The following is a 23493-nucleotide window of genomic DNA, read 5'->3' as shown; positions in this document are numbered from 1 at the left end:
AAGCTCGATCAGGTGCAGAACTTCTACCCGTCGCCGCTCGCCAACGCCACCACCATGTATTACACGGAGAAAAACCCGTTAAACAAGGTGAGCCGCACCGGTGGCGATGTGTTTGTCGCCAAGGGCGAGCGCCGTCGCCGCCTGCACAAGGCGCTGCTGCGCTACCACGACCCCGCAGGCTGGCCGATGATCCGCGAAGCCCTGCTCGCCATGGGCAAGGGCCACCTGATTGGCAACGGCCCCGGCTGTCTGGTGCCGGCGGAAGGTCGCAACGAGCGCGCCGCCAGTGGCAAGGGGCTAAAACCGGCCCTGACCCGTCATAGCAACATCAGTCACCAGCGCGGCAACGGTGCTGGCAACAAGCCGACGGGCGGCAAGCCGGTGGGTTCCCAACTGCGGAAAGGGGCGGCTAACGGCAAACCGGCCGCACAGGGCGAAGGCAAGAATGCGGGCCAGAATGCTGGTAAGGGCAAACCGACCGGCAAACCCGCCCATAAGGGCAAAGCGCCGACCCGCGCAGGCTCCGCCAAGCCGAGTGCCAAACCCGTCACTCAAGGCAGCAAGCCTGCGGCCAAAGGGAATGGTGCCAAGCGACCGGCGCGGTAAGTTTTCCTGGTTGGAAAGCGATAGAAATAAAAAGGCGACCAGATGGTCGCCTTTTTTATTGAATTATCGACATACAAACTGATGTGGAGATTGTAAAGGATTGTGTGGTAGATACATAAAAATGATAATCTAGTCACATTGTTTTCGTTTGTTGGTTGCTCTGTAAATAATTGATTGGTAAGTTGGGGGCGGTTTATGGGCAGATTTTTGATCGCGCTTCGCGATTAGTGAAAATAATGTCCGAAAGGATTGCCATTTTGATATCAAATTGTCAGAGCTCCCCGTAGTTCTTGTCAAGTTTGCGTAGGAGTGCCCATAAACCACCTTCACGAGTGGAATTATATGTCAAGACTGCAAGAATTAAAGAAAGCAACAACTAAGCCCGAACTAGCTAAATTGTTAGGTGTTAAGCCTACAGTGCTTACATATTGTCTTTATGTTTTAAAGACAGAAAATCAATATACGCAGTTTAAAATACCTAAAAAAAATGGTGGAGAAAGAATAATAAATGCTCCTACCGGAATTTTAAAATCCATCCAGTCACTACTATCCAAATTGCTACTTGATTGCTTAGATGAAATAAATCATAAAAAATTCCCAAAGTCTGAATTGGTTAAGGAAGTAGCAAGAAACTCTAAAATTCTAAAAATAAAATGTTCAAATGCATTAATTAAACAACCATCACTTTCTCATGGTTTCGAGAGAAAACGTTCAATCATCACAAATGCGATGATGCATATAGGAAGAAAAAACGTATTAAATATAGATTTGGAAAATTTTTTTGGGAGTTTTAATTTTGGACGGGTTAGAGGTTTTTTTATAAAAAACAAGAATTTTGAGTTAAATCCTGAAATAGCAACAGTCATAGCAAAAATTGCTTGTCATAATAATGAACTTCCACAGGGCAGTCCCTGTTCGCCAGTAATTACTAATCTTATAGTCCACTCATTAGATATAAACTTAGCAAAGTTGGCATCCAAAAATTCCTGTGTGTACACTCGGTATGCAGATGATATTACTTTTTCTAGTCGAGAAGAGAAACTACCAAAAGATATAGCTTATGAGGATAGTGGAGAACTTATGTTAAGTAAAAAACTTCACTATGAAATAACTAGGTCTGGATTTTTTATAAATGAGAAAAAAACTAGAATCCAGTACAAAGACTCAAGGCAAGAAGTCACTGGGCTGATTGTAAATAAAAAACCAAATACTAAACAAGAGTATTGGCGTACAGTTAGGGCTCAATGTAATAATTTATTTAAGACCGGGATGTTTACAGAGATCGAAAATGGTAAAGCTGTCCCAGGTAACCTTAATAGACTTGAAGGAAAGCTAAATTTCATAGATCAAATCGATCATTATAATAGACTGCGTCAAGCGCCGCCTCTAAACCCAAAGTATCAACCTAAAAAAGAAGCTATAAAAAATGGCCAAGCCAAGCTAAGGCGTTATCTGCATAGTGGAAGGGAAGATACATTTAGTAAATTTCTATTTTACCGTTTGTTTTATGCTAATGCGTTACCCACAATATTGACTGAGGGGAAAACGGATAATGTATATTTAAAAGCAGCTATATGCATGCTGGCTAAAAATTATCCTCTGTTATCTTCAGAAAAAACAGATAAGTCTCCATATAAATTGCTTCTACGTTTTGTTGAGTATACAGAACGGACTAAGTACTTGTTAGAACTATACGGCGGTACAGATTATCTGAAAGATTTTATTATAAATTATAAGCATAATTTTAAAGTCTATAAAGCACCTAGGCCAGAAAAGCCTGTGATAATCTTTGTGGATAACGATACAGGCCCGAAGGACTTAATAAATTATGTAAACAAAATTGATGGGAAAGAGTTATTCCCATCCACAGTGACAAATATTAGATCGTCAGAGTTTGTTCACGTTTTTTATAATTTATATCTTGTTCTTACGCCAAAGAGCAATGACAATGATACAGACATAGAGTACTTTTTTACTGAAAAAGATAGGCTTAGACAATACAAAGGGAAATGCTTTAATATTTTTTCTAAGCGAGACCCTGATAATGATTTAAGCAAAGAGGCATTCGCAACGCATGTAATACATGCAAATAAAAAAGACATTGATTTTAGTGGGTTTACAGAAATGTTAGATAGAATAGTAAAAGTATTGAAGCACTACGATTCAATTAAATAAATGGTCTGTACCGAATATCCTATAAAATCTGGGACACCCACCTTTCTTGACAAGGCATAGTGCAGCCAAATTCCACGCTACCGCTCGTGGATTACAGCTTCCAATATGCTCCCTTGACCCGCGCTGGCAGTAACCCATCGCAGTTCAACAGGTTCTGATTGGCCATGGTAAGCCAAACGAAACTGCCGAAGCGAGCCTTAAAGTGACTTAACTATCAGAAATTAATCGTTTTTTGAGCTTGATCAGCAAATGGAACTGGAAGGCGGCTTTATTGCCATATCCCGCTTTGGTAAGCAGGGAAGAGGAGTGAATTGGGGCGACCTGCTGGTCGCCCCTGGTGATTGCCATATCCGGCGCGCTAGGGGTTAGCCGTTATAGCCGTAGCAGCGCTTGAGCTCCTCGAAGTCATAGTAGTGGCTGCCGCTTTGGTAGGGCTGGCAGCCCGCTTTAAAGGCGATCTCCTTTTCGTTGTAGAGCATCTTGACCAGTACCTGCCGCTGCCCGTTCTGGTAGATATCCCACTGAATATTGGCGGTATAGGGGGAGACCCAGCCGCCGCGCCACTCGTTGTTCTGCTGGCTGAACAGCTGATCCGGGCTGGCCCCCTGACGGCTCCCTTCCAGCTTCATCAGGGCGGCGAGGGGGATAATGGCTTCGGCATGGGCAAAGCGCAGGGTGGCCTGTCGGCTCTGCTCGCCCTCCATCACCTGACGCTGCACCTCCCCAAACAGGCTGTCGAGCAGCGGCTGGGCAATGGCGTAGGGGGCGCTCTGGTTGGCAAAGCTCGGCCCCTTCTCGTAGAAATCTTCCGCATCGGAGAGGTAGGAGAACCAGGCCGACTCTTCCGGGGTCAGGAACTGCTCCAGCGCCCAGGGTTCGCTGCCCTGTGCCTGCGCTTCGCGGATCATGCCGGGGCCGATGATAAAGAGGTTGTAGAGCATCAGGGCCGCATCCACTTCGTCGCGCACATAGGTCATGCCGCCATCCTCCGGGTTGACGGCGACAAACTCGACACCGCCCGCCAGATAGTCGACAAACCCCTTGCTGTAGATACGCTCCAGCATGCTGCGGGCCATCTCTTTGGTCTTGCTCAGGTTTTTAAGCTGATCCAGCGCCCTGGCCAGCTCGGGGGCCGGGGCGATTCCGGCATCCTCGTCACCGATAAAGCGCTGGTAGCTCTCATAGGCGGGCAGGTAGCGGGCGTAATCCCCCTCGGGCGTGGTCTTGTGGAAGTAGAGCTCGAACTTGTTGACCAGCTTTTTGTCGATTTTCGAAGGGTCATCCTGCGTGAGGTAGCACTGCGCCGAGTCGCTGACATAGCTCACGTTGCGCTTGAGGCTCTCCATAAAGTAGAAGGCGCTTTCGTTGGCCCTGTCCTTGCCCGAGGTGACCACCTTGATGCAGTGGGGCTCGCTGCTGTTGAGCAGGGTCGGCAGCCGCGCCGCCAGCCGGGTGGCGAGATTGGCGTGTTCCTCCTTGCCCAGCGCCGAGAGCAGGCCGTAGCCCAGTTTCTGGTTGGCGGCCGTCACCAGATCGACCTTGCCTCCCAGCCCCTGCCCGAGGGTGGTGAGCGCCCCCTGACGCTGCGCCTCTTCCCATACCAGCTTGGTCAGCACGTCATATTTCGGGCTGGAGAGGGAGCGCGAGCCGTGGCGAGCCACCATCTCGGTAAAGACCGGGCTGAACCCCTGGGGCGCTGGCTCGTAGCTCTCCGCCTGCTGTTGCGGGCTGTAGACCGCTTTGGTGCTGTATTGATAGGCGGTTTTGTCCTGGCTGTCGGCAGACGATTCGTTCTCTGACTGGCAGCCGCCAAGCAAGACCAGCGAGACGGCCACAGCCACATAAGAAGAGCGCGGGAAAGTCATGATGTTCCTTATCTATCCATATGAAAAATAAGTGAAAAACTCTATGACTTGAAAATGACCGCGGGATGTCAGCCAGATGACAGGCTGATGACTTCTGATAAAGCAGTAAGCAAAGGGAGAGAATCTCTTTTTCGGAACCCCCACCTTGTTGATGCAAAAAGCCCCGAGAGCTGGCGCTTTCGGGGAAGAGGAAAAACATTTTTTTCGGGACACCCACCTTTTTGACAGTGGCGTAGGGCTGTTCTTGACTTAAGAGGTCACCGTTGAGGGATGTGCCATGACCATTGCCCGTTCACGTCAAATCAGCTTGCAGGATACGCCTTACTACCATGTGGTCAGCCGCTGTGTGCGGCGAGCCTTTCTGTGTGGTGACGATGCCCATTCTGGCCAGAGTTATGAGCATCGGCGTCAGTGGGTGGTCGACAAGTTGGGGCAACTATCGCGGCTGTTTGCAATTGGCATTTGTGCTTATGCGGTGATGAGCAATCATTATCATCTGGTGCTCAAGGTGGAGCCCGATACCGCAGCCAACTGGAGTGAGCGGGAGGTGGCTGAGCGCTGGGCGGCGCTATTCCAGTGGCCGCATTTGGTCAGGCGCTGGTATCAGGGGGAGATGTTGATCGAGCCTGAGCTGGCTGTCGTGCAGCAATTGCTGGCCCAATGGCGGGAGCGGCTTCACTCCATAAGTTGGTTTATTCGGCTACTCAATGAAAATCTGGCCCGTCAGGCCAATCAGGAAGATGGTTGCAAGGGCCATTTCTGGGAGGGGCGCTTCAAGAGTCAGGCTTTGCTCACCGAATCCGCCTTGTTGGCCTGTATGGCGTATGTTGACCTCAATCCGATACGAGCTGCGTTGACCGATCGGCCAGAGCAGAGTGAATACACCAGTATCAAACAGCGCCTTGACGCGCCTGCTACTACTGAGGTTTTGCCACCACTTTTGCTGCCGTTTGCCCGCCAGGGTAAGCCTGAAGAGCTGCCTTATGCCTTCAGCGACTACCTGATGCTGGTTGATTGGACTGGTCGTGCTATTCGGCCCGACAAGCGGGGTCATATTCCGGCCCAATTTGGACCCATTCTGGAACGATTGGGACTCGATGCTGTTCGCTGGTTGAAGCAGGTGACGCTGTTCAGGCGACAAGGGATCAGAGTGGTGGGAGACAGATATCAATGTCAGCAGTTTGCCCGCCACTGTGGCCAGCGACGATGCCATCAACCAAGGCTGTGATAGCTTTGCATCCACCCTGCTGATAGCTCCGGGTATTGCACATAGTCCAATAAATGGCTGTGCAGGGGCTGTTGCTTTCTAAACCTGGCAATCTCTCCCACCAGCCTACTTTTGCAGGCATCAGCTCGGATACACACCCCTTATTGGGCCTGCAAGTAGCCTGATAGTGGCTTGCTCAAAAAGGTGGGTGTCCCAATTTGATTCGATTTGATTCCCCGGTGGCGACGCTCCCCTGTTACACCTCGCTGCAAGCCTTTATGTCGGTCAATGACGTGGCGGCCTGCATTCCATCAGCTATCGCCGCCCTCGGCGATTTTCGCACCGTGGAGCTGGCCGGGGCGCCGCAGCCGTTCGAGGTGGTGGTCGGTAGACACCGCAAAAGCCAGGGCAATCTCGCCATCGAGTGGCTGGCCGAGGTGATCAAGTCGGTCTGCGATCTTGCCATGCCCAAATAACGTCGCCGTTTGCACAGGGCTGCGTACGCCAGCCAGTTTGCTAACGGCAGGCTGGATCTGCGGGAGAAATCCTGCGATGGTGCGGGCAGTTATCCGCTTGTCCCGTTATCGAGTGAAAAGGAGTTGAGATGCGCATTGCCATGATTGGTCTGGGGGATATCGCCCAGAAAGCCTATCTGCCGCTGCTGGCGAGCGACGAGCGGGTTACCCCGCTGCTCTGTACCCGCAATCCATCTGTGCTGGAGAAGCTGGCCCGCCAGTATCGGGTCGCCGAGTGCTTTACCGATGTGGCGGCCATGCTGGCCAGCCGCCCCGACGCCGTGATGATCCACGCCGCCACCGCCGTTCACCGCGAGCTGGCCGAGCAGTGCCTGCGGGCTGGGATCCCCACCTTTGTCGACAAGCCCCTGTGCGACAATCTGGCCGAGGCCGAGGCACTGGCCAACCTCGCCATCGCGCAAGATTGCGCCCTCTTTACCGGTTTTAACCGCCGTTATCTGCCTGCCATGGCCGAGGCCCGCGCCCGGCCGCTCACCGAGCTTAACTGGCAAAAGCACCGCTTCGCCCTGCCCGGCAAGGCGCGGGATTTTATGTTCGATGACTTTATCCATGTGCTCGACAGCCTCTGCTTCTATGGCGGCGTGCCGGGCGGCGACTTTCATGCGGTATTGCGACCGGATACGAAGGACAAGAGCCTGCTGGCCGGGGTTAGCGTCAGCTGGCAGAGCGGCGATCGCGCCATCAGCGGCAGCATGAACCGCAGCGCCGGGATCACCGAGGAGCGCATCGATGCCTACGGCGACAACCTCTCCCTGCACCTTGAGAACTGCACCCGCGGCAGCATCGCCCGCGACAAGCAGGCGCAGATGCTTAGCCCCAGCGACTGGCAGCCGGTGCTGGCCCAGCGCGGTTTTGCCGCCATGCTGGAGCACTGGTATCAACAGATTGAAATCGGCAAGGCGGATAGCGAGCTGATCGCCTCCTACCTGCACGGCCACCGGCTGGCGGAGCAGTTGGTTGCGCTTGCTGACAATCGGGGATAAGGCTGGCTGAAAGCCTGAGGGATGTGAATACGAGGTGCGCGAAGATAGCGCACCAAACACAACGGGGGCCGCAGTTGCGGCCCCCCGTTGTTATGGGATGAGATGCATGGGATCAGATGCACTTCACCGGCTTGGGCAGGCCACCAATCTTGGTCGCCTGCTTGGCTGGCCCTTCCGGAAACAGCTTGTAGAGGTAGCGGCTGTTGCCCTTCTCGGGGCCGTACTGCTTCTCCATCGCCTTGACCAGTGCGCGGATGGCGGGGGAGGTGTTGAACTCCAGATAGAAGGCGCGCACAAAGCGCACCACTTCCCAGTGCGGCTCCTCAAGCGTGATCCCCTCCTGCGCGGCCAGCACCAGCGCCAGCTCCTCGCTCCAGTCGTTGCTGTTGAGCAGGTAGCCCTTGGCATCGGTCTCGATGAGTTGGCCGTTGAATTCCAGCTGATGTTTTTCGGACGCAGACATGAGGGCTCCTCGCTAATGGGGCTATCAGGATTGGGCGGGCATGGTAGCGCCTTGATCCCCGGTGAGCAACCGGCTCTCGTTGGCCAGATGCAGCAGCTGATCCGCCAGCTCGCTGATCAGGTTGAGCTGCTGGGTCAGCATCAGCTGCTCCTCGCTGCTATCCGGACTTATCACTGGGCACTGACCACCGATGGAGCTGGAGGGGTTGCCCGCCAGATGACCGGCGGCCTGCTCCAGGGTGTGGCAGATGTGGTGGCGCACCTCATCCAGCCCGCTGATGGCCTCCAGCTTGTCGCGATGGGCCCCCAGCGCCGAGATGTAGGAGAGCAGGGCGTGGTTGCGCCAGGTGAGGGTAAAGCAGAGATCGAGGAAGCGGCGGCGCTTTTGCGGCTCCACCAGCATGCTCTGCCAGGCGGTGGCCAGCTCGCTGTCCGCCAGATGGGCGCTCTTGCGCGCCACACGATAGTCGATGGATTCGTCCCGCTGCTGCTTGAGGCTTGCCAGCACCGCCGAGAGGTAGCGGGCGTTGGCCGAGAGCGAGTTGGCGATAAGGGTCGGCAGCCGTTTGTACTGCCAGTCAGGCCAGAGCCAGGCCACCAGCCCGTAGGAGATCAGGCAGCCGAGCAGGGTATCGAGCAGCCGCGGCCCGAGGATCGCAAAGCCGATGCCATCGAGCAGGTTGAACGCCATCAGCACGTAGAGGGTGATAAAGCAGACCGCGGCGCTGTAGTTGTTGCGCACCTGGGTGAAAAACAGGAAGGCGGCCAGCCCCATCACCACCAGCTGAACGTGCAGCTCGGGGAAGAGCCAGAGCACCGGAATGCCCACCAGTATGCCGGCGAAGGTGCCGAGCATCCGCTGCACCAGTCGGCGGCGGGTGGCGCTGTAGCTGGGCTGGCAGACAAACAGCACGGTCAGCAAAATCCAGTAGCCCTTTTCCAGATCAAAGGCTTGCAGTATGCCGTAGCCGATCACCAGCCCGAGTGACAAACGCAGCGCATGGCGAAACACCATGGAGTGCAAGGTGAGGTGCTGCTTGAGCTGGGTCAGCAGCGGCAGGCGGGGCGGGCGCGCCAGCGCGGGCAGCTCCTGCTCCGGCTGTTCGGGGTTTTGCAGCACTTCGGCGCTGCCGAGCAGCTGGTTGATGCTGGCCAGATTGCGGCGCAGGAACTTCATCGGCGTCAGCAGGGTTTTCGGGTAGTGCTGCTTGAGATTGGTGAACTCCAGCTGATCGCCTAGGGCCTCCAGCGTCCAGTGGATGCGCTTGTTATGGGCGTAGGGCTTGTGCACCAGAATGGCGTAACCCAGCCGCTGGCATGCCTCGGAGAGTTGCAGGAACACCTCCTGAAATCCTTCCAGTACGATGCCTTGCTTGAGCTCCGCTTCCAACCGGCTGTAGGGATAGTGGCTGGAGGTGGCGCGCTCGTGAATCTCCAGCGCCAGAAGATAGAGGCGCAGCAGGCTGGCCAGCTCGGGGCTCGCCGGATGGCGGCGGCTCAGGCGGGCGTTGAGGGCCGACTTGGTGAGGGTCAGCGCGCTCACCAGATTGATGTTGAGCTGGGCCAGATTGTGGCGAATGGCCTGGGCGCCGTGCTCGTCCGCCGGGAAGAAGCGGGACTTTTCCAGCAGGTAGCGGCCAAGGGCGAAGTAGCTCTGGGCCAGTTGCTCGTGCAGGGTCTTGTAGGGCAGCAGCCAGAGCCAGATAAACGAGACCAGCCCGTACCAGAGGGCGCCGGCGCCGAGTGCCAGCGGCTGGTAGAAGAGATCCGGCGCCTTGGCGGCCCCCAGCATGGTGTAGATGGCGATCAGCAGCGAGCCAAAGCTGATGGTGGCGTAGCGGGCACCGAGGGCCCCCACCATCACAAAGATAAAGGTGGAGCTGGCGAGCCCAATGGCAAACAGCCAGGGGGTGGGGTAGAGATACTGCACGCACAGGGACGCAAACATGAAGCAGATGAGCGTCATGGCGAGGTTTTTAAGGCGTCCCCACAGGCTGTCGTCGGTTTCGGCAATGGCACCCGCCACTACTCCGAGGGATAGCAGCACGGTGAGCTGGATATTGCCGGTGGCCAGGGTGAAGGCGAGCAGACCGAGAATGGCCAGCAGCACCTTGAGAGCGAAGTAGATGTGACTATCGGTCAGCAGTCGGCGCAGCAGGCCAGAGAGATCCATCGGCATGAGACAGGTGAAACCCTTGATCGAAACGAGAGCGAGATAGTAACCCGCCAAGCGCGAAGTGGCCCTGATCCAAATCAGGGCCACTTCGCTTCATATCCTTGATTTACAACTTATCCTGACAAAAATCGGCGCCAATAAAAACCCCGCCGAAGCGGGGTTTCTGATTAGTTGCGGTTGCCGCCAAGCAGGCTCAGCAGGCTCAGGAAGATGTTGTAGATGGAGACATACAGGGTGACGGTGGCAGAGATGTAGTTGGTCTCGCCACCGCGCACGATCTGCTGGGTAGTCAGCAGGATGGCACCGGAGGAGAAGAGCATGAACATGGCGGACAGAGCCAGGCTCAGGGCGCTCATCTGCAGGAAGATGTTGGCAATCATGGCCACCAGCAGTACCCAGAAACCGACGAACAGCATGCCGCCGATGAAAGAGAGGTCACGCTTGGTGGTCAGGGCATAGGCCGACAGACCGAAGAAGGTGAGCGCGGTGCCGCCAAGGGCGGTCATCACGATCTCGCCACCACCATTGTTCATATACATGTTGATGATGGGGCCCAGGCTATAGCCCAGCAGACCGGTCAGGGCGAAGGTGAAGACCAGCCCCATGCCGTTGTTGCGATTCTTCTCGGTCAGGAACATCAGACCGTATACGCCGATGAGGAAGATGGCCCAGTGCAGCGGCGGCATGTTCATTACGGTCGCGATGCCCGCCACCACGGCAGAGAAGCCCAGAGTGAGGGAGAGCAGCATATAGGTGTTACGCAGCACCTTGTTGGTATCGCGTACGGCACTTTGGGTGCCAGTGTAGATAGAACGGGTATCCATCTTGGGTGTCCTCTTTATGTCCGGGTGAGACGGCGAGCAGCCGCCTCGTGATCGCTGTTTGTTACTGCATGTTTACGCATTGTATGTAGAACAAATAGGGATGACGAGGAACAATTTCAAGCCACCTGCCATTTTGCTCCCGCACACTATCCCACAGGAAATATGTATTGCATATGAACAAGGGCTTAGCGTAGTATGCACGCCGTTCGGAGGGGTGGCAGAGCGGCTGAATGCACCGGTCTTGAAAACCGGCGATGGGCGACCATCCGTGGGTTCAAATCCCACCTCCTCCGCCATATTCAAAGAGAAAGCCCAAGCGATTCAATCGCTTGGGCTTTTTTGTATCTGCGGTTTTTACCGGTCCACCTGATGGCCTGCGGCTATTGCCACTCCCGATAGCTGGCGAGGCGGTAGCCGCGCTCGGCGATAAGGGCGGGCAGGGACGGGTCGGTCAGGATCGCCAGTTCGTTGAGGCGGGGCTGGCAGTAGGAGCTGCCCTGCATTTCAAGATCGACAAAGGAAGGGTGGCACATGATCTCGAGCGAATGGGCCCCCAGTTCACTGGCCTCATCGAGCAGTTGCAGCAGGCTGGCTTGGGTCAGCTGCGCGCCGTAGAAGCGGTCGTCGAACCGATCGCAGCTCTGCGGGTGGGTGACGGTCAGGCCGTGGCGGGCTATTTCGCCCCGGTCGATGCGAAGGGGCAGGCCATGCGCCTTGGCGAAAGCCTCCACCAGCGGGTAGAGTGTCGGCAACATATGAACATGGTGGTGGCTGTCGATATGGGTCGGCTGCTTGCCGAAAATCGCGACAAAGCGCTGATACTGACTCGCCAGCTCACCGGATATCTCGGCCAGATCCAGCTCTCCCGCCTCGCTCTTGTGCCAGATCCCCTTGTTGAGCTCGCCCTGCTCGTTCACCAGCGAGGTGAGCGGCGTGAGCGGCTTCCCCCAGCTGAGCATAAAGTGCAGCCCGACTGGCAATTCGGGGAAGCGTTCGGCCAGCCAGGCGGCGTGTGCGATAGCGGGGGAGGTGACGATGGCGCTGGTGGAGCTGACGACCCCGTGCTCGAACGCCTCTACGATGCCGTAGTTCTGGGCGCGGCAGAGGCCGAAGTCGTCGGCGTTGATGATCAATCTTTTGCTCATGAGGATTCCCCTGCGGTTAAGCACCCCGCCAGTTCGGGCGGGGCGTGTTGGCCTCAGGCGAGGGCGTCGATAGCGGCGGCGAAGTTGGGCAGGTGTTCGCGGTGGGCCAGCAGCAGCTCGCGGGCGACGATGCGGGCATCGTTGTCGGAGTGGATCAGCGGGTTGAGGTTCATCGCCAGCAGCAGGTCATCGAAGTCGCCGCTGATGGCAGCCTTGGCGGCGGCTATCTCGAAGCTCTTGATGAGGTGCACCAGCCCGTTCACCTTGTCGTCAAAGCGGGTGAGGCGCGGGTGGGGGATGGCGCCATCACGCCCGATCAGGCAGCTCATCTCCACCGTCCAGTCGGCCGGGATATTGGTGACATGGCCCTGATGGGGCACGATGACGTAGTGCTCGCTCTGCTTGTCGTTGTAGATGGCGCTGATCACCTCGCAGGCCGCATCGGAGTAGTAGGCGCCGCCACGCAGCTCCAGCTCCTTGGGCTTTTCGCACAGCTCGGGGTTCTGGTAGAGCTCGAACAGCTTCTTCTCGACCTGCTGCACCACTTGAGCCCGGGCACCGCCCTTGTAGAACTCGCCCATCTCGATCCCCAGCATCTCTTTCTCCTTGAAGTAGTAACGCAGGTAGGAGCAGGGGAGCAGGCGCAAGCCGCGGATAAAACCGGGGTCGAACGGCAAGTCGAAGATGTTTTTGACCGAGCTGGCGCGGGTCAGGCTGCCATCGGCGACCCCTTCCAGCAGCTCGTCAAAGCGGGATTCGCCGTTGACCAGCACATCGCCGATAAAGACCAGATGATTGAGGCCGAACAAATCCATGGAGAGGTGATCATGCTCGGTGAGCTGGAGGGCATCGCGCACAAACATCTGCATGCCGACCGGAATGTTGCACACCCCGATAAAGCGGCGGAAGTTGGTATGACGGCGCACCGCTTCGGTCACCATGCCGGCCGGATTGGTGAAGTTAATCAGCCAGGCATCCGGGCAAAGCGCTTCCACGTCGCGGATGATGTCGAAGATGACCGGTATGGTGCGCAGTCCCTTGAACAGGCCGCCTGCGCCGTTGGTCTCTTGCCCCAGCATGCCGTGGCTCAAGGGGATGCGCTCATCCTTCTCCCGCGCCTGCAACTGGCCGACTCGAAGCTGGGTGGTGACGAAGTGGGCGCCCACCAGTGCCTCGCGGCGATCCAGGGTTTTGTGCAGGGTCATGGGGATGCCTGCCTGGCGGATCATCCGTTGGCACAGGTCGAAGATGATGTTCAGTTTCTCTTCGCCAGCGTGAATATCCACCAGCCACAGCTCGCTGATGGGCAGCTCGGCATAGCGCTTGATGAAACCATCGACCAGCTCGGGGGTGTAGCTGCTGCCGCCGCCAATGGTGACTACCTTGATCTTCTCGCTCATAAATCCCTCTTCATCGATCTTTCTAGGTTTGATGGTGGCCGCTCTGTCTTCATGGTGAGAGGGGCCGCAGCCGCCTGTGGCAGGGGCTGGTCACAATGGATTGGTTCTCTTGAACCGGGTTGTTTAGGTCAGCAAGTCGCTGGTCTCAGGCTGAACTTTCGAATTTCGGATAGAGATATTTGCGGTAACTGCCCGGGGTAAACGAGGTGAGCTTCTTGAAGTTTTTGATAAAGAGGCTGACGTCGTTGTAGCCGGTCTCGAAGGCGATATCGGCCACCGAGTTGTTGGTCACCTCCAACTGCATCTTGGCGTAGTTGATCCGGATCTCATTGATGATCTGCATCGGCGTCTTGTTGTAGTAACGCCGGGTGGCCCTGGTCAGATACTCCTGGCTCTTGCCACAGAGGGAGACCATGTTGGCCAGCGCATCCTCGGCAAAGAGGGGGCGATCGTGCATCCGCTCCACGGTTTCGTGGAGCCAGAGCGGAAGATCATCGCTGGCGGAGGTGTCCTTGTAGTGACGCAGCCGGTTCATCACCGCGTAGGTCACCACTTCGAGAAATTCGGTCAGCGCCTCTTCCCTAAACCCCGGCGAGACCAGCACCGACTCGATGTAGCTGAGGAACTCGCTCTTGAGCGGATAGGCCTGTGAGGCGACGAAGTGTTCCGGCAACAGGTATTTGAAGTGCTCGTCAAAATAGGTACGGGTGATCCCGACGTTAAAGATGCGGGTGGTGCCGAACTCGTAGAAGCTCTGATGGCGGGAGCCGAGCGGGATAAACACCACGTCCCCCCGCTCCAGCAGCACCCGCTTGCCGTTGACCTCCTGATAGTAACGACCGGTCAGTACCAGGGTGAACTCGTAGTAGTCATGCTGGTGCAAACCGGTTCCGCTCACCTGTTTGTTGTAGATGAACATGTGGAACGGTTTGTTGTTAAACAGTTCGGTTTCCCGGATTGTTTTAACGCTCATGAGTCGCTTCCTGATCTGCGGGCCGATGACGGGGCCTCTCACCCCGTCCGGAGGTTATTGGTTATGCAGCTTTTCGTGCAGCTCGATCAGCTCGCTGATCAGCTCACGGGCCAGCATGGAGGTCATCAGGTGATCCTGGGCATGGACCAGCACCAGGGTGACCGGGATCTTGCCTTCCCCCTGATCGTCCTCGATCAGCTGGGTCTGCACCAGATGGGCGGCATTGAGCGCCTCGCGGGATTGGGCCATCAGCTGGTGAGCGGCGGCCAGGTCCCCCTCCTTGGCCTTTTTCAGCGCGGTGTAGGCGAGACTGCGGGCCTGCCCGGAGTTGATGATAAGCCCCATTACCACCTCTTCCAGATCGTTGCTGGTGGTGGCCTCTTCAGTGATGTTGTCCAGATCGAACATGTGTCGTTCCTTACGTAAATGCGTTAATTGAAACCGTTAATTAAAACCATGGTTGCGCGCTACCTCGGCAAACCAGTAGCCGCTTTTCTTGATGGTGCGCTGCTGGCTCTTGAGATCGAGGCGGACGAAGCCGTAACGGTTCTTGTAGGCGTTGAGCCACGACCAGTTGTCGATAAAGGTCCACAGGTGATAGCCGCGACAGGCGCTGCCCTCTTCCAGTGCGCGATGCAGCCACTGGAGGTGCTCGCGAATGAACTGGATGCGGTAGTCATCCTCCACCCATCCCTCGGGACCGATAAAGCGCTCTTCCCCTTCGACCCCCATGCCGTTTTCCGAGATGTAGCAGGGCAGGTTGCCGTAGTTGACTCGCAGGTCAGTGAGGATGTCGTAGATCCCTTTTTCGTAAATCTCCCAGCCGCGGTGGGGGTTCATCTTGCGGCCCGGCATCTCGTAGTAGTCGAACAGATCTTCCGGCGTACGCGGTACACCCGGCAAAGCCACCTCTTTGGCCTTGACCCGGCGCGGCTGGTAGTAGTTGATGCCGAGGATATCCACCTTGCCGGCGGCGAGCAGCGCCTTGTCACCCTCTTCGATCTGCGGCAGCAAGTCGTACTGCTCTAGCAGCGCGATCAGCTCGGGGTCGTAGCTCCCCTTCAGGGCAGGATCGAGGAAGCTTTTGTTGAGCAGCAGATCCGCGATGCGGGAGGCGGCGAGATCTGCCGGATCCTGCGAGCGGGGATAGGTTGGGCTCAGGTTGAGGATGATGCCGATCTCGCCATCATGCTGGCAGGCGCGATAGGCCTGCACGGCACCGGCATGGGCCAGCGCGGTGTGGTAGGCGACGGTGGCCGCCCGACCAAAATCGACCACGCAGGGGTAGTGGTAGTGGCCAAGGTAGCCGCACTCGACCGGCACAATCGGCTCGTTGAAGGTGAACCAGTGCTTGATGCGACCGCCAAACAGGTCGAAGCAGCGGGTGGCGTAGCGCACATAGGCGGCCACCACTTCCCGGCTCTCCCAGCCGCCACGCTCCTGCATGCACATCGGCATGTCGAAGTGGTAGAGGTTGATAAGCGGGGTGATCCCCTCGGCCAGCAGCCGGTCAAAGACGGCGTTGTAGAAGCTGACCGCCTCCTGGTTGATTTCGCCCACCCCGTCCGGGATCAGCCGTGACCAGGAGATGGAGGTGCGAAAACTGTTGTGCCCCAGCTGCTTGAGCAGCTTGATGTCGCTCTCGAAGTTGTCATAGAAGGTGGAAGTGTCGGTCGGGCCGACCCCGTTGTGGAAACGCTGCGGTTCGATGGAGAACCAGTAGTCAAAGATATTGGTGGATTTGCCGCCGCGGTTGGCGGCGCCTTCCATCTGCGGGGCCGAGCTGGCGCTGCCCCACCAGAAGTTATCCGGAAAACGATACTGCATGGGTTACTTCTCCAGGCTGTTAGGGGAGGAGTTTTGCTCCTCCCTTGCTGTCATTGGAATGGCTGTTATCAGAACTTCAGAGCCAGAGCGATATCCTCTTCGCTCTCCTCTTCTTCATCGATGACGTTCTGCGCTTTGTTGGCAATCAGCACGAAGGGGATATACATCATGGTCGCGACACCCAGGTTGAATATCGCCAGACAGAAGGCGGCCACGCTGCCGTTGGTGTTGAAGAAGGCACCCAGGCCGGTCGGCATGGTCCATGGCGCTATGTTGGTGATGGGCGGGATGAGCCCGGCGTAGTAGGCCGCCATGGTGATCCCCATCAGTACCGGGTGCACCAGGATGAAGGGCACCAGCAGGATGGGGTTCATGATGACCGGCAAGCCGAACAGGATGGGTTCGTTGATCTGGAACAGACCGGAGGGCAGACCCAGCTTGGCCACCTGACGGTAGTCATCGCGGCGGGAGACCATAAAGATGGCCAGGATGAGGCCCAGTGTGGCACCGGTACCGCCGAGGAAGACGAAGGAGTCGGTGATCGGCTTGGCCCAGAAGTGGAACTGTTTGCCTGCCGCGATGGCCGCTTCAACCGAGCCGTACTGGTTGTAGAGGGCGACGTTTTCCAGGGCGAAGGGGAACAGAATGCCGGATTCCAGCGCGGTGAGCGCCAGCATGCCGTGTACCCCGAAGAACCAGAGGAAGGAGGAGAACACCACATAGACCCAGCCGACCAGACCGCTCATATTGGACAGCGGCTTGGCGATGCTGTCCATGATCAGCTGGTGGAAGTTGGTGCCCGCATCGCTCAGCAGATAGGAGATGACCCCCATGATGGAGAGGATGATAAAGCCCGGAATGAGCGCGGAGAACGAGCGGGAGACCGAGGCCGGCACGCTGTCAGGCAGGGTGATCACCCAGTTGCGACGGACGATAAAGGCGAACATCTCGGCCACGACGATACCGATCAGCATGCCGGAGATGATGTTGGCTCCGCCCAGCCAGTTGGCGCCCACCGCATAGGCGTCGCCCACGCTGAACGGCGTGACAGTCATAAAGGCCGCTACCGAGAGCAGGCCCGATGCCAGGGGATCGCTCTTGCGCTCTTCGGCCAGCGCCAGACCGATAAAGAAGGGGGCCATCAGGGACATGATCCCCAGAGTGCCGTTATAGACGTTGCCACCGATGCTTTTGAGGCCGTCTAGGGTGGCGATGGTGGCAGGATCGAGCCGCACACCGATGGAGTAGAAGAAGGAGCCTTCGCCAAAGCTCAGGAACACGTTGTTGATCAGTACGAACATGGCCCCGACCAGTGTCAGGGGCATCAGCTTGATAAAGCCGTTCTTGATGGCGTTGACATGAGGCTGTTTGCCCAGCTTGACGGCAATGGGCAGTATGACCTTCTCCAACGATGCGATGATGTTGCTCACAGGGATCTCCTTACCTATGCGAGGCTCTTCTTGATGGAGGCTACTGCCGCCTTCAGTACGCCGAGGCCATCGACCTTGCCGTAGAGCAGGGTGTCGATCACCTCGACCGGCTTGCCCGGCAGTTGCTGCTGGATCTCCGGCAGCATGTAGGCGATTTGCGGGCCCAGCAGCACCAGATCGGCATCCTGTCCCTTCTCGCCAGCCAGGGTCTCCGGATAGGCATCGATCAGCACCGGCACATCATATTTTTCCGCCTGCGCCTTCATCTTTGAAACCAGCAGTGAAGTGGACATCCCGGCAGAGCAAAACAGGTAAATACGCTTCTTTTCCATAACCTTTCCCTCAACGCTTGAAAACCAGATGAACAGATCGGTCGAGATGCGTGTCTGTCGTGCTAGCAAGACAAATCAATCATCTCCTATTGACATGATTGTAATGAATTACTGGATTTACCTGGTATTTCAATACTTATATCAATAGTGTCTAATTGACATTTGGTGTTGCCACTGTTCACACTTTTGATGGCGGATATCAGAATAAGAACACGTAAAACAGTCGGTGCAGGGGATGTGATAGATTTATAAATTGTTTTATTTCAATTAATTATAATTTCTTGTGAGGTGTGTGAGCCTCTTTTTTTTAAAAAAAGAAATAATTGGTGAAATGTCACAATTTTTAAGTAATGCAACGTGGTTGATGTTTCTGTTTTTTGGGTCAGGAGGTTGGCCTTGCTATTGAAGTGTGTGCAAATTGACTAATCTGTTTGGCTTCGCTTTTGTGCCTAACAGAGATTGGCGACCTCGTTGTGATGTATCGACGGCGCAAGATGGTTGACAATGAGAAGAGGGAGGTATCACACCTCCCTCTTTTAGCTTTATGCCTGACAATAGCAATGCCTTAGCAGACCATGGCTGTTGACTGATCACAGTTTGTTGTCACTGGGGGTAAACGACGATGAATCGCAATCATCTCCTGGGTCAGATCCATCAGCAGGACTGCGTTCATCACATGGTCCTGGGCATGAACCATCACGATCTGGACGGGCAGTTTTCCCTCCCCAGCATCGGCTTCAATCAGCTTCGTTTGCACTGCATGAGCGGCGTGGAGCGCCCCCCGCGCCTGCTCGACCAACTGCTCTGCTTGTTCAAATTCCCCGTTACGTGAATGCCTCATGGCCTCCATCAACATGCTGCGGCAGCTACCTGCACTCACAATCAGGGTCATGACCTGTTCTTCGAGCTCCATGATCGCTCCTTAGATCAGCGTCAGAGCATGGTCGAGGATCTTTTCCCCATCCAGCATACCGTAGTGCATCATATTGATAGATTCGACTTTTTTGCCATATTGATCGGCTTGTTCCTTGCAGGCTGCCAACTTGTAGCTGATTTGCGGGCCCAGCAGTGCACAGTCAAACGACTGTATGGCCTCTTTGAACTCCTGCATGCCTTTGGCCTGAATGTCGACCTCAAGTTGACGGCGGGCCGCCACATCCTGCATTTTTTTCACTACCAGACTGGTAGACATGCCCATATCACATACCAATAGGATCTTTTTCATTTTTAACTCCTTCTGCTCACCCATTCAGGGCGGGCGCGATTTGCTGGATTAGAAATTCCGTCAACAAAGGGATAGGGCGGCCACTGGCCTGGGTATAGTCACCACGGCGCAAGGCGGTACCACTCACATCCAGATGAGCCCATGGACGGTTGCCACAGAATTTACTCAGAAAATAGCCCGCAGAGACAGCAATAGCTGCGTTATTCGGGGGAGTATTGGTGAAATCTGCTATATAGCTCTTGATTTGCGGTTCAAAACTGTCGTCAAACGGCAATGCCCATAGGCGATCCCGACTCGACTCAGCCGCCCGGGTCAGGGCTGAGCCCAACGCAGGGTCATTACTCATCAAGCCGCTGATGTCATAACCCAGCGCCTTGACGACGGCGCCTGTCAGCGTGGCCACATCGATAATGCAGCGAGGAGAGAGCTGACGATCCGCAAATGCAATCCCGTCCGCCAATACCAGCCGCCCCTCGGCATCGGTGTTGATGATCTCGACGGTGTGACCAGCATAGGTCGTGACGACATCGCCAGGCCGCATGGCGCGATCCGTCGGCATATTTTCAGCCAATACCAGCACGGCATCCAGATTGAGAGGCAGCGTCAGACGTCGCACGGTATCAATCAGTCCGAACACCACGGCAGCACCGCACATATCGTACTTCATGGTGCGCATGCCCTCGCCCTCTTTGAGCCAGAGGCCGCCGCTGTCAAAGGTGACCCCCTTGCCCACTATCGCGTAAGGCTGGGCATCACCGCCCCCCCGATAACGGAGCAAGACCATGCGGGGAGGGTTCAAGCTCCCCTTGCCAACCGCATGCAATGCCCCCAATCCCAAGGTACGGATCGCCTCCTCATCGAGAATTTCACAGCTGACCTCGTCATGCTGCGCGGCATAGCTCGCCAACTCATCGGCCACACTCACAGGCGTACAATCCTGGCTTGGTCGATCAGCCATGCGCCGGGCAAGTCGCATACCGTAGCTGATGGCACAACACTCCTTCAGCAGCGCCTCGGCCAATGGATGCTGCTCTGGCGCTGCCAGCAGCCGCAGTGCCGGCTCTGCATGGCTGGGGGCGGAGCGATAACCGAGCAGAGGCAGTTGGTAGAACTGGTTTTGCAGCGTGACGATGCAGTGGCGCAACGCAGTCCGTTGCGCCGGTTTTTCCAGCGAAAAGGGGGTGATGTCGAGGGCAACACACCCGGTTCCGTCACCGGGTACTACACGGATCAATGCATCGGTCATCTCGCGCAATCCCGCCGGCTCCAGCAGCGTCTGATGGTCGGCCGCCAGCCAGGTCAGACGCTGGCACAGCCCCGCCAACCCGACATCGAGCGTGGTGCTCTGACGACCGTTCAACTCAACCAATAGTGCCGCGATGGGCTGCAAGACAGATTGCTCCCGATAGCCATGGGCCCCACCCTGCCACAGCAGCAAATGCGTCGTCGCCGGCAAGGGGGTAGACCAGAGCGTTACTGACGCATCAAGCATGATGGGATTCCTCCACGGGGGCACTGATACGGGCGAGATAGGCATTCAACCAAGTCTCATCAGCCTCGTTGTAGAGGGTATGATCGCCTTCACGCCGAGCCAGAAAAACCGTCGGTGCAAGGGCATGGTTGGCCACGACAAAAGAGAAGTTGTCGATATTGGTTGCCGCACCAAACTCGCCTTCGCGATTCATGCAGACGACCGACAGATCCCCGGCACGCCCATAGCGGGCCAGCAGACGGGCTTCCAGCTCATAGACGGCAGACTCGGCTGCCATCTGCGGCGTCATCCCCCGCCCCATACGTTGAACAATCTCGTAACTGATGCACCCCTTCATCAAGTCTTCACCCAGGCCAGTGGCCGTCGCGGCCCCCATGGTGCTGTCGGCATAAAAACCACTACCAGAGACCGGGGAGTCTCCCACCCGTCCTGGCCGCTTCATAAAGAGGCCGCTGGTTGAGGTTGCGACACAGATTTTGCGGCTATGATCCAGGGTGATAACGCCTACTGTGTCGTGGCCGGTATAAGGATTGAGGCCACGGGCCAGGGTTTCGCGGCAGCGCTTGCGATAGTGCTGCAAGGCCCGCTCGGTCAACATTTTCTTTTGCTCGAATCCCTTGTGGATAGCCCACTGTTCAGCGCCGCCCCCCACCATGAAACTGTTGAATCGCTCTTCGCTCAACGCCGCCGCGATCATGACCGGGTTGGCCAGATTACGCACGCCAGCCACGGCCCCCATGGCCAATGAGTCGCCATCCATAAAGGCAGCATCCAGTTCCACTTCGCCATCCTGATTTGGCAGGCCACCGTATCCAACTGACTTGTAGAGGGGATAATCCTCTACCTGTTTGACTGCTTGCAACACAGCAGAGCGAGCATCCCCTTTGTCAGCCAGCTGCCTGGCACTGGCACTCAGACCTTCGTAAGCCATCCGCCAGGTGGCGATAATGCCCCATTGATGATTAACCATTGCTTACCTTCTTGTTTGATTGCGGTGAATGTGACGACTCCCCATGACTTTCGGCCGGGCTCTCTGTCCCCTGATACTGGCGATCCAGAACCTTGAGGAAGGGCAGATAAATCATGGCGCCAATCACCAGATTGAATAACTGGATGAGGGCACCGCTAAGATGGCCTGTAACGATAAAACCACTGATGACAGGGGGCAGCGTCCAGGGGATATAGACCCCGGTTGTCGTAGAGACCAGACCCGATGCCATCGCGATGTACTGGATGGTCACCAGCACCACAGGAACCAGATTGAACGGGATCAGCATGATGGGGTTCATGATGACCGGAAGGCCAAACAGTATGGGTTCGTTGATATTGAAAATGGAGGAGCCAGCGGCCAATCGGGTCATTTTCTTGATGTGCTGGCTACGGGCAAAAATCAGCATCGCCAAGACCAGCGACAAGGTCGCGCCGGAACCCCCCATCCAGATCATGTCGTAAAACTGCTCTGTGACAACGTGCGGGGGCAGCAAGCCGGCATGAGTAGCAGCCAGGTTTTCGGCCTGATTGTCCATCCAGAATGGACGCAGGATCCCGTTAATCATGGAACCGGAGTTAATCCCGACCGACCAGAGTGAGCTGATGCTGAGCACCGTCAAAATGGCGCCAAAATAGGAGGTGCCAAAATGGCGTACCGGCATGGCAATCACTGTGTAGATAAATTCATGAATGGTGTGATAAGCGGTGGATGCAAAGAAAACCCGGATAGCCAGCGCCATGGAGAGAATACATAGGGCCGGGATAAGCGCAGCAAATGATTTTTGTACTGCTGGCGGTACCCCCTCCGGCATTTTTATCACGATATTGCGACGCAGGAAGAGGGTGAATATCTCGGTCCAGACAATCGCGCCCAGCATGGCCACAAACAAACCCTTGGAACCGATCCACTCCATGGGGATCACCGCAGCACCCTGCGCATCCACGCTAAATGGCGTCAGGATCAGGAAACAGGAGAGCGACAAGATACCGGCTGAGCTTTTATCGATATCATTGCGTTCCGCCAGACGATAGGCCACCAGATAAGAGACAAACAGCGCCATGGTTGAGAAGATCGCATTAAAGGGCACTTCAATCGTCGCCCCCCACTGCTCACCAAAGATGGATGCCATAAAAGCTTTGTAACTGTCGCTGGGAAACGATGAGATGACCAGCAGGATCGAACCCACGATGATGAACGGCATAAACGAGATATAACCATCCCGAATTGCCCCCAGATGACGCTGTTGAGCGAGGCGCCCTGCCAGCGGCATCAATTTGCTTTCTATCAATCCGACCACGCTCTTCATTTGCGTTCCCCAAGCCACTAAAGAAATGATGCAATCAGTCGATACAAGACGTCATGTTTGACTATGCTATTCCATTTAATTGCATTTTTTAGTGACAGGTATCACGCACCCAACAATCAAGTATCACTTGATTGCGTACTTTTTGTGCCGTGCCCTCACTCTTCCGGGTTCTCTCCAGCTCCTGTTTTTACCTCTATCTGGCTTGCAGCGGACAATTAACCGCAAGCCCATGCAGCAACGCCACGACGCAACAAGCTTCACCGAGAGTCGGGTTTCGGCAGGCAGCTGAGCCTTTGATATCGATGATGCGTGAGGTGGGGGTAATTTACTCTTTTCAGAATTCGTCAGCGGATAAAGGACGCAAGGCTGGTCTCTAGGTACTCTTTAGCTCATTGCTATCAGATAGCCCGGTCTGAACGGCCGGATAGTCAAAATCTGCTGGTTGGTGAGTTTGATGTCCCTGTAGTGGTCTAATCATCCCGGACACCATTTTAGGTGGTACAGTCGCCACCATGACCTGAGGTGTTCAATGACAAGA

At 55.9% G+C, this 23493-nt stretch carries 21 protein-coding genes and 1 tRNA gene; 6 read left to right on the top strand and 16 right to left on the bottom strand.

Features of this window, described 5'->3' with window-relative positions:
- Together G5358_RS12850 and G5358_RS12845 are read left to right on the top strand one after the other, a co-directional pair.
- On the top strand, nucleotides 1–606 hold a 606-nt coding region (locus G5358_RS12850; RefSeq protein ID WP_421324202.1), incomplete at its 5' end, for a DUF3362 domain-containing protein.
- Nucleotides 607–948: 342 nt separating this feature from the next.
- Nucleotides 949–2781 carry a retron Ec67 family RNA-directed DNA polymerase/endonuclease gene (locus G5358_RS12845; protein ID WP_421324201.1) on the top strand — a complete coding sequence of 611 codons (1833 nt, stop codon included), beginning with the start codon at nucleotides 949–951 and terminating at the stop codon, nucleotides 2779–2781.
- A gap of 365 nt (nucleotides 2782–3146) precedes the next feature.
- On the opposite strand, the gene G5358_RS12840 is transcribed toward G5358_RS12845, so the two are convergent.
- Nucleotides 3147–4646 (bottom strand): histidine-type phosphatase, encoded by a 1500-nt coding sequence (locus G5358_RS12840; RefSeq protein ID WP_421324200.1) that lies wholly within the window; start codon nucleotides 4644–4646, stop codon nucleotides 3147–3149.
- A 277-nt stretch (nucleotides 4647–4923) separates the two neighbouring features.
- Between G5358_RS12840 and G5358_RS12835 the strand changes: the two genes are divergently transcribed.
- From G5358_RS12835 to G5358_RS12825, 3 genes are all read left to right on the top strand, one after another.
- Complete coding sequence (locus G5358_RS12835) at nucleotides 4924–5874, top strand: transposase (protein ID WP_216953146.1); 951 nt, start codon at nucleotides 4924–4926, stop codon at nucleotides 5872–5874.
- A 197-nt stretch (nucleotides 5875–6071) separates the two neighbouring features.
- Nucleotides 6072–6329: a hypothetical protein gene (locus G5358_RS12830; protein WP_421324199.1), complete on the top strand. Its 258-nt coding sequence runs from the start codon at nucleotides 6072–6074 to the stop codon at nucleotides 6327–6329.
- A 128-nt stretch (nucleotides 6330–6457) separates the two neighbouring features.
- Nucleotides 6458–7372, top strand: coding sequence for a Gfo/Idh/MocA family protein (locus G5358_RS12825; RefSeq protein ID WP_421324198.1), 915 nt, complete (start codon nucleotides 6458–6460; stop codon nucleotides 7370–7372).
- A 112-nt stretch (nucleotides 7373–7484) separates the two neighbouring features.
- Here the strand turns inward: G5358_RS12825 and G5358_RS12820 are convergent, their stop codons facing one another.
- The 3 genes from G5358_RS12820 to G5358_RS12810 form a co-directional block, all read right to left on the bottom strand.
- Entirely contained in the window at nucleotides 7485–7835 is a 351-nt protein-coding gene (locus G5358_RS12820) for a TusE/DsrC/DsvC family sulfur relay protein (RefSeq protein ID WP_019446869.1), read from the bottom strand.
- Nucleotides 7836–7859: 24 nt separating this feature from the next.
- The gene (gene yccS, locus G5358_RS12815; RefSeq protein ID WP_108571638.1) at nucleotides 7860–10013 is read right to left on the bottom strand and encodes a YccS family putative transporter; all 2154 of its coding nucleotides are present in this window, start codon (nucleotides 10011–10013) and stop codon (nucleotides 7860–7862) included.
- Between the two features lie 164 nt (nucleotides 10014–10177).
- A complete protein-coding gene (locus G5358_RS12810) occupies nucleotides 10178–10834 on the bottom strand; it encodes a Bax inhibitor-1/YccA family protein (protein WP_227342215.1) in 657 nt (218 codons plus the stop codon).
- 208 nt (nucleotides 10835–11042) lie between these two features.
- On the opposite strand from G5358_RS12810, the gene G5358_RS12805 reads away from it, so the two are divergent.
- Nucleotides 11043–11130, top strand: a tRNA-Ser gene (locus tag G5358_RS12805).
- A gap of 84 nt (nucleotides 11131–11214) precedes the next feature.
- Here G5358_RS12805 and chbG read toward each other — a convergent pair.
- From chbG to G5358_RS12745, 12 genes are all read right to left on the bottom strand, one after another.
- On the bottom strand, nucleotides 11215–11979 hold the full coding sequence (gene chbG, locus G5358_RS12800; protein WP_227342216.1) for a chitin disaccharide deacetylase: 765 nt from the start codon (nucleotides 11977–11979) through the stop codon (nucleotides 11215–11217).
- A 53-nt stretch (nucleotides 11980–12032) separates the two neighbouring features.
- Nucleotides 12033–13379: a 6-phospho-beta-glucosidase gene (locus tag G5358_RS12795; protein WP_421324197.1), complete on the bottom strand. Its 1347-nt coding sequence runs from the start codon at nucleotides 13377–13379 to the stop codon at nucleotides 12033–12035.
- Between the two features lie 145 nt (nucleotides 13380–13524).
- Nucleotides 13525–14352, bottom strand: coding sequence for a transcriptional regulator ChbR (gene chbR, locus G5358_RS12790; protein WP_069554568.1), 828 nt, complete (start codon nucleotides 14350–14352; stop codon nucleotides 13525–13527).
- A gap of 54 nt (nucleotides 14353–14406) precedes the next feature.
- A complete protein-coding gene (gene chbA / locus G5358_RS12785) occupies nucleotides 14407–14760 on the bottom strand; it encodes a PTS N,N'-diacetylchitobiose transporter subunit IIA (RefSeq protein WP_421171701.1) in 354 nt (117 codons plus the stop codon).
- Nucleotides 14761–14796: 36 nt separating this feature from the next.
- On the bottom strand, nucleotides 14797–16179 hold the full coding sequence (locus G5358_RS12780) for a glycoside hydrolase family 1 protein (protein ID WP_421324196.1): 1383 nt from the start codon (nucleotides 16177–16179) through the stop codon (nucleotides 14797–14799).
- A 68-nt stretch (nucleotides 16180–16247) separates the two neighbouring features.
- Nucleotides 16248–17609 carry a PTS N,N'-diacetylchitobiose transporter subunit IIC gene (chbC, locus tag G5358_RS12775; protein WP_421171705.1) on the bottom strand — a complete coding sequence of 454 codons (1362 nt, stop codon included), beginning with the start codon at nucleotides 17607–17609 and terminating at the stop codon, nucleotides 16248–16250.
- Between the two features lie 14 nt (nucleotides 17610–17623).
- Complete coding sequence (locus G5358_RS12770) at nucleotides 17624–17941, bottom strand: PTS sugar transporter subunit IIB (RefSeq protein WP_033135185.1); 318 nt, start codon at nucleotides 17939–17941, stop codon at nucleotides 17624–17626.
- Between the two features lie 565 nt (nucleotides 17942–18506).
- Nucleotides 18507–18854 carry a PTS lactose/cellobiose transporter subunit IIA gene (locus tag G5358_RS12765; protein ID WP_227342223.1) on the bottom strand — a complete coding sequence of 116 codons (348 nt, stop codon included), beginning with the start codon at nucleotides 18852–18854 and terminating at the stop codon, nucleotides 18507–18509.
- Between the two features lie 9 nt (nucleotides 18855–18863).
- Nucleotides 18864–19166 carry a PTS sugar transporter subunit IIB gene (locus G5358_RS12760; protein ID WP_421171707.1) on the bottom strand — a complete coding sequence of 101 codons (303 nt, stop codon included), beginning with the start codon at nucleotides 19164–19166 and terminating at the stop codon, nucleotides 18864–18866.
- Nucleotides 19167–19182: 16 nt separating this feature from the next.
- A complete protein-coding gene (locus G5358_RS12755) occupies nucleotides 19183–20658 on the bottom strand; it encodes a leucyl aminopeptidase family protein (RefSeq protein WP_421324195.1) in 1476 nt (491 codons plus the stop codon).
- Entirely contained in the window at nucleotides 20651–21628 is a 978-nt protein-coding gene (locus G5358_RS12750; RefSeq protein WP_421324194.1) for a N(4)-(beta-N-acetylglucosaminyl)-L-asparaginase, read from the bottom strand. The genes G5358_RS12755 and G5358_RS12750 overlap by 8 nt, the downstream gene beginning before the upstream one ends.
- Nucleotides 21621–22955 carry a PTS sugar transporter subunit IIC gene (locus G5358_RS12745; RefSeq protein ID WP_421171712.1) on the bottom strand — a complete coding sequence of 445 codons (1335 nt, stop codon included), beginning with the start codon at nucleotides 22953–22955 and terminating at the stop codon, nucleotides 21621–21623. The genes G5358_RS12750 and G5358_RS12745 overlap by 8 nt, the downstream gene beginning before the upstream one ends.
- Nucleotides 22956–23493 lie beyond the last annotated feature (538 nt).

It is taken from the genome of Aeromonas sp. 604176 (genome assembly GCF_049170755.1).
Classification (GTDB): Bacteria; Pseudomonadota; Gammaproteobacteria; order Enterobacterales; family Aeromonadaceae; genus Aeromonas; species Aeromonas veronii_A.
The sequence above is the reverse complement of the archived record's forward strand: the minus strand, read 5'-3'. Positions and strand labels throughout refer to the sequence as shown.

Coding starts and splice junctions, on each gene's coding strand:
- G5358_RS12765 (WP_227342223.1), bottom strand. CDS start 18,854: ATGGAGCTCGAAGAACAGGTCATGACCCTGATTGTGAGTGCAGGTAGC.
- chbA (WP_421171701.1), bottom strand. CDS start 14,760: ATGTTCGATCTGGACAACATCACTGAAGAGGCCACCACCAGCAACGAT.
- yccS (WP_108571638.1), bottom strand. CDS start 10,013: ATGCCGATGGATCTCTCTGGCCTGCTGCGCCGACTGCTGACCGATAGT.
- G5358_RS12835 (WP_216953146.1), top strand. CDS start 4,924: ATGACCATTGCCCGTTCACGTCAAATCAGCTTGCAGGATACGCCTTAC.
- G5358_RS12755 (WP_421324195.1), bottom strand. CDS start 20,658: ATGCTTGATGCGTCAGTAACGCTCTGGTCTACCCCCTTGCCGGCGACG.
- G5358_RS12825 (WP_421324198.1), top strand. CDS start 6,458: ATGCGCATTGCCATGATTGGTCTGGGGGATATCGCCCAGAAAGCCTAT.
- G5358_RS12795 (WP_421324197.1), bottom strand. CDS start 13,379: ATGAGCGAGAAGATCAAGGTAGTCACCATTGGCGGCGGCAGCAGCTAC.
- G5358_RS12820 (WP_019446869.1), bottom strand. CDS start 7,835: ATGTCTGCGTCCGAAAAACATCAGCTGGAATTCAACGGCCAACTCATC.
- G5358_RS12760 (WP_421171707.1), bottom strand. CDS start 19,166: ATGAAAAAGATCCTATTGGTATGTGATATGGGCATGTCTACCAGTCTG.
- G5358_RS12780 (WP_421324196.1), bottom strand. CDS start 16,179: ATGCAGTATCGTTTTCCGGATAACTTCTGGTGGGGCAGCGCCAGCTCG.
- G5358_RS12840 (WP_421324200.1), bottom strand. CDS start 4,646: ATGACTTTCCCGCGCTCTTCTTATGTGGCTGTGGCCGTCTCGCTGGTC.
- G5358_RS12750 (WP_421324194.1), bottom strand. CDS start 21,628: ATGGTTAATCATCAATGGGGCATTATCGCCACCTGGCGGATGGCTTAC.
- chbR (WP_069554568.1), bottom strand. CDS start 14,352: ATGAGCGTTAAAACAATCCGGGAAACCGAACTGTTTAACAACAAACCG.
- chbG (WP_227342216.1), bottom strand. CDS start 11,979: ATGAGCAAAAGATTGATCATCAACGCCGACGACTTCGGCCTCTGCCGC.
- G5358_RS12810 (WP_227342215.1), bottom strand. CDS start 10,834: ATGGATACCCGTTCTATCTACACTGGCACCCAAAGTGCCGTACGCGAT.
- G5358_RS12845 (WP_421324201.1), top strand. CDS start 949: ATGTCAAGACTGCAAGAATTAAAGAAAGCAACAACTAAGCCCGAACTA.
- G5358_RS12745 (WP_421171712.1), bottom strand. CDS start 22,955: ATGAAGAGCGTGGTCGGATTGATAGAAAGCAAATTGATGCCGCTGGCA.
- G5358_RS12770 (WP_033135185.1), bottom strand. CDS start 17,941: ATGGAAAAGAAGCGTATTTACCTGTTTTGCTCTGCCGGGATGTCCACT.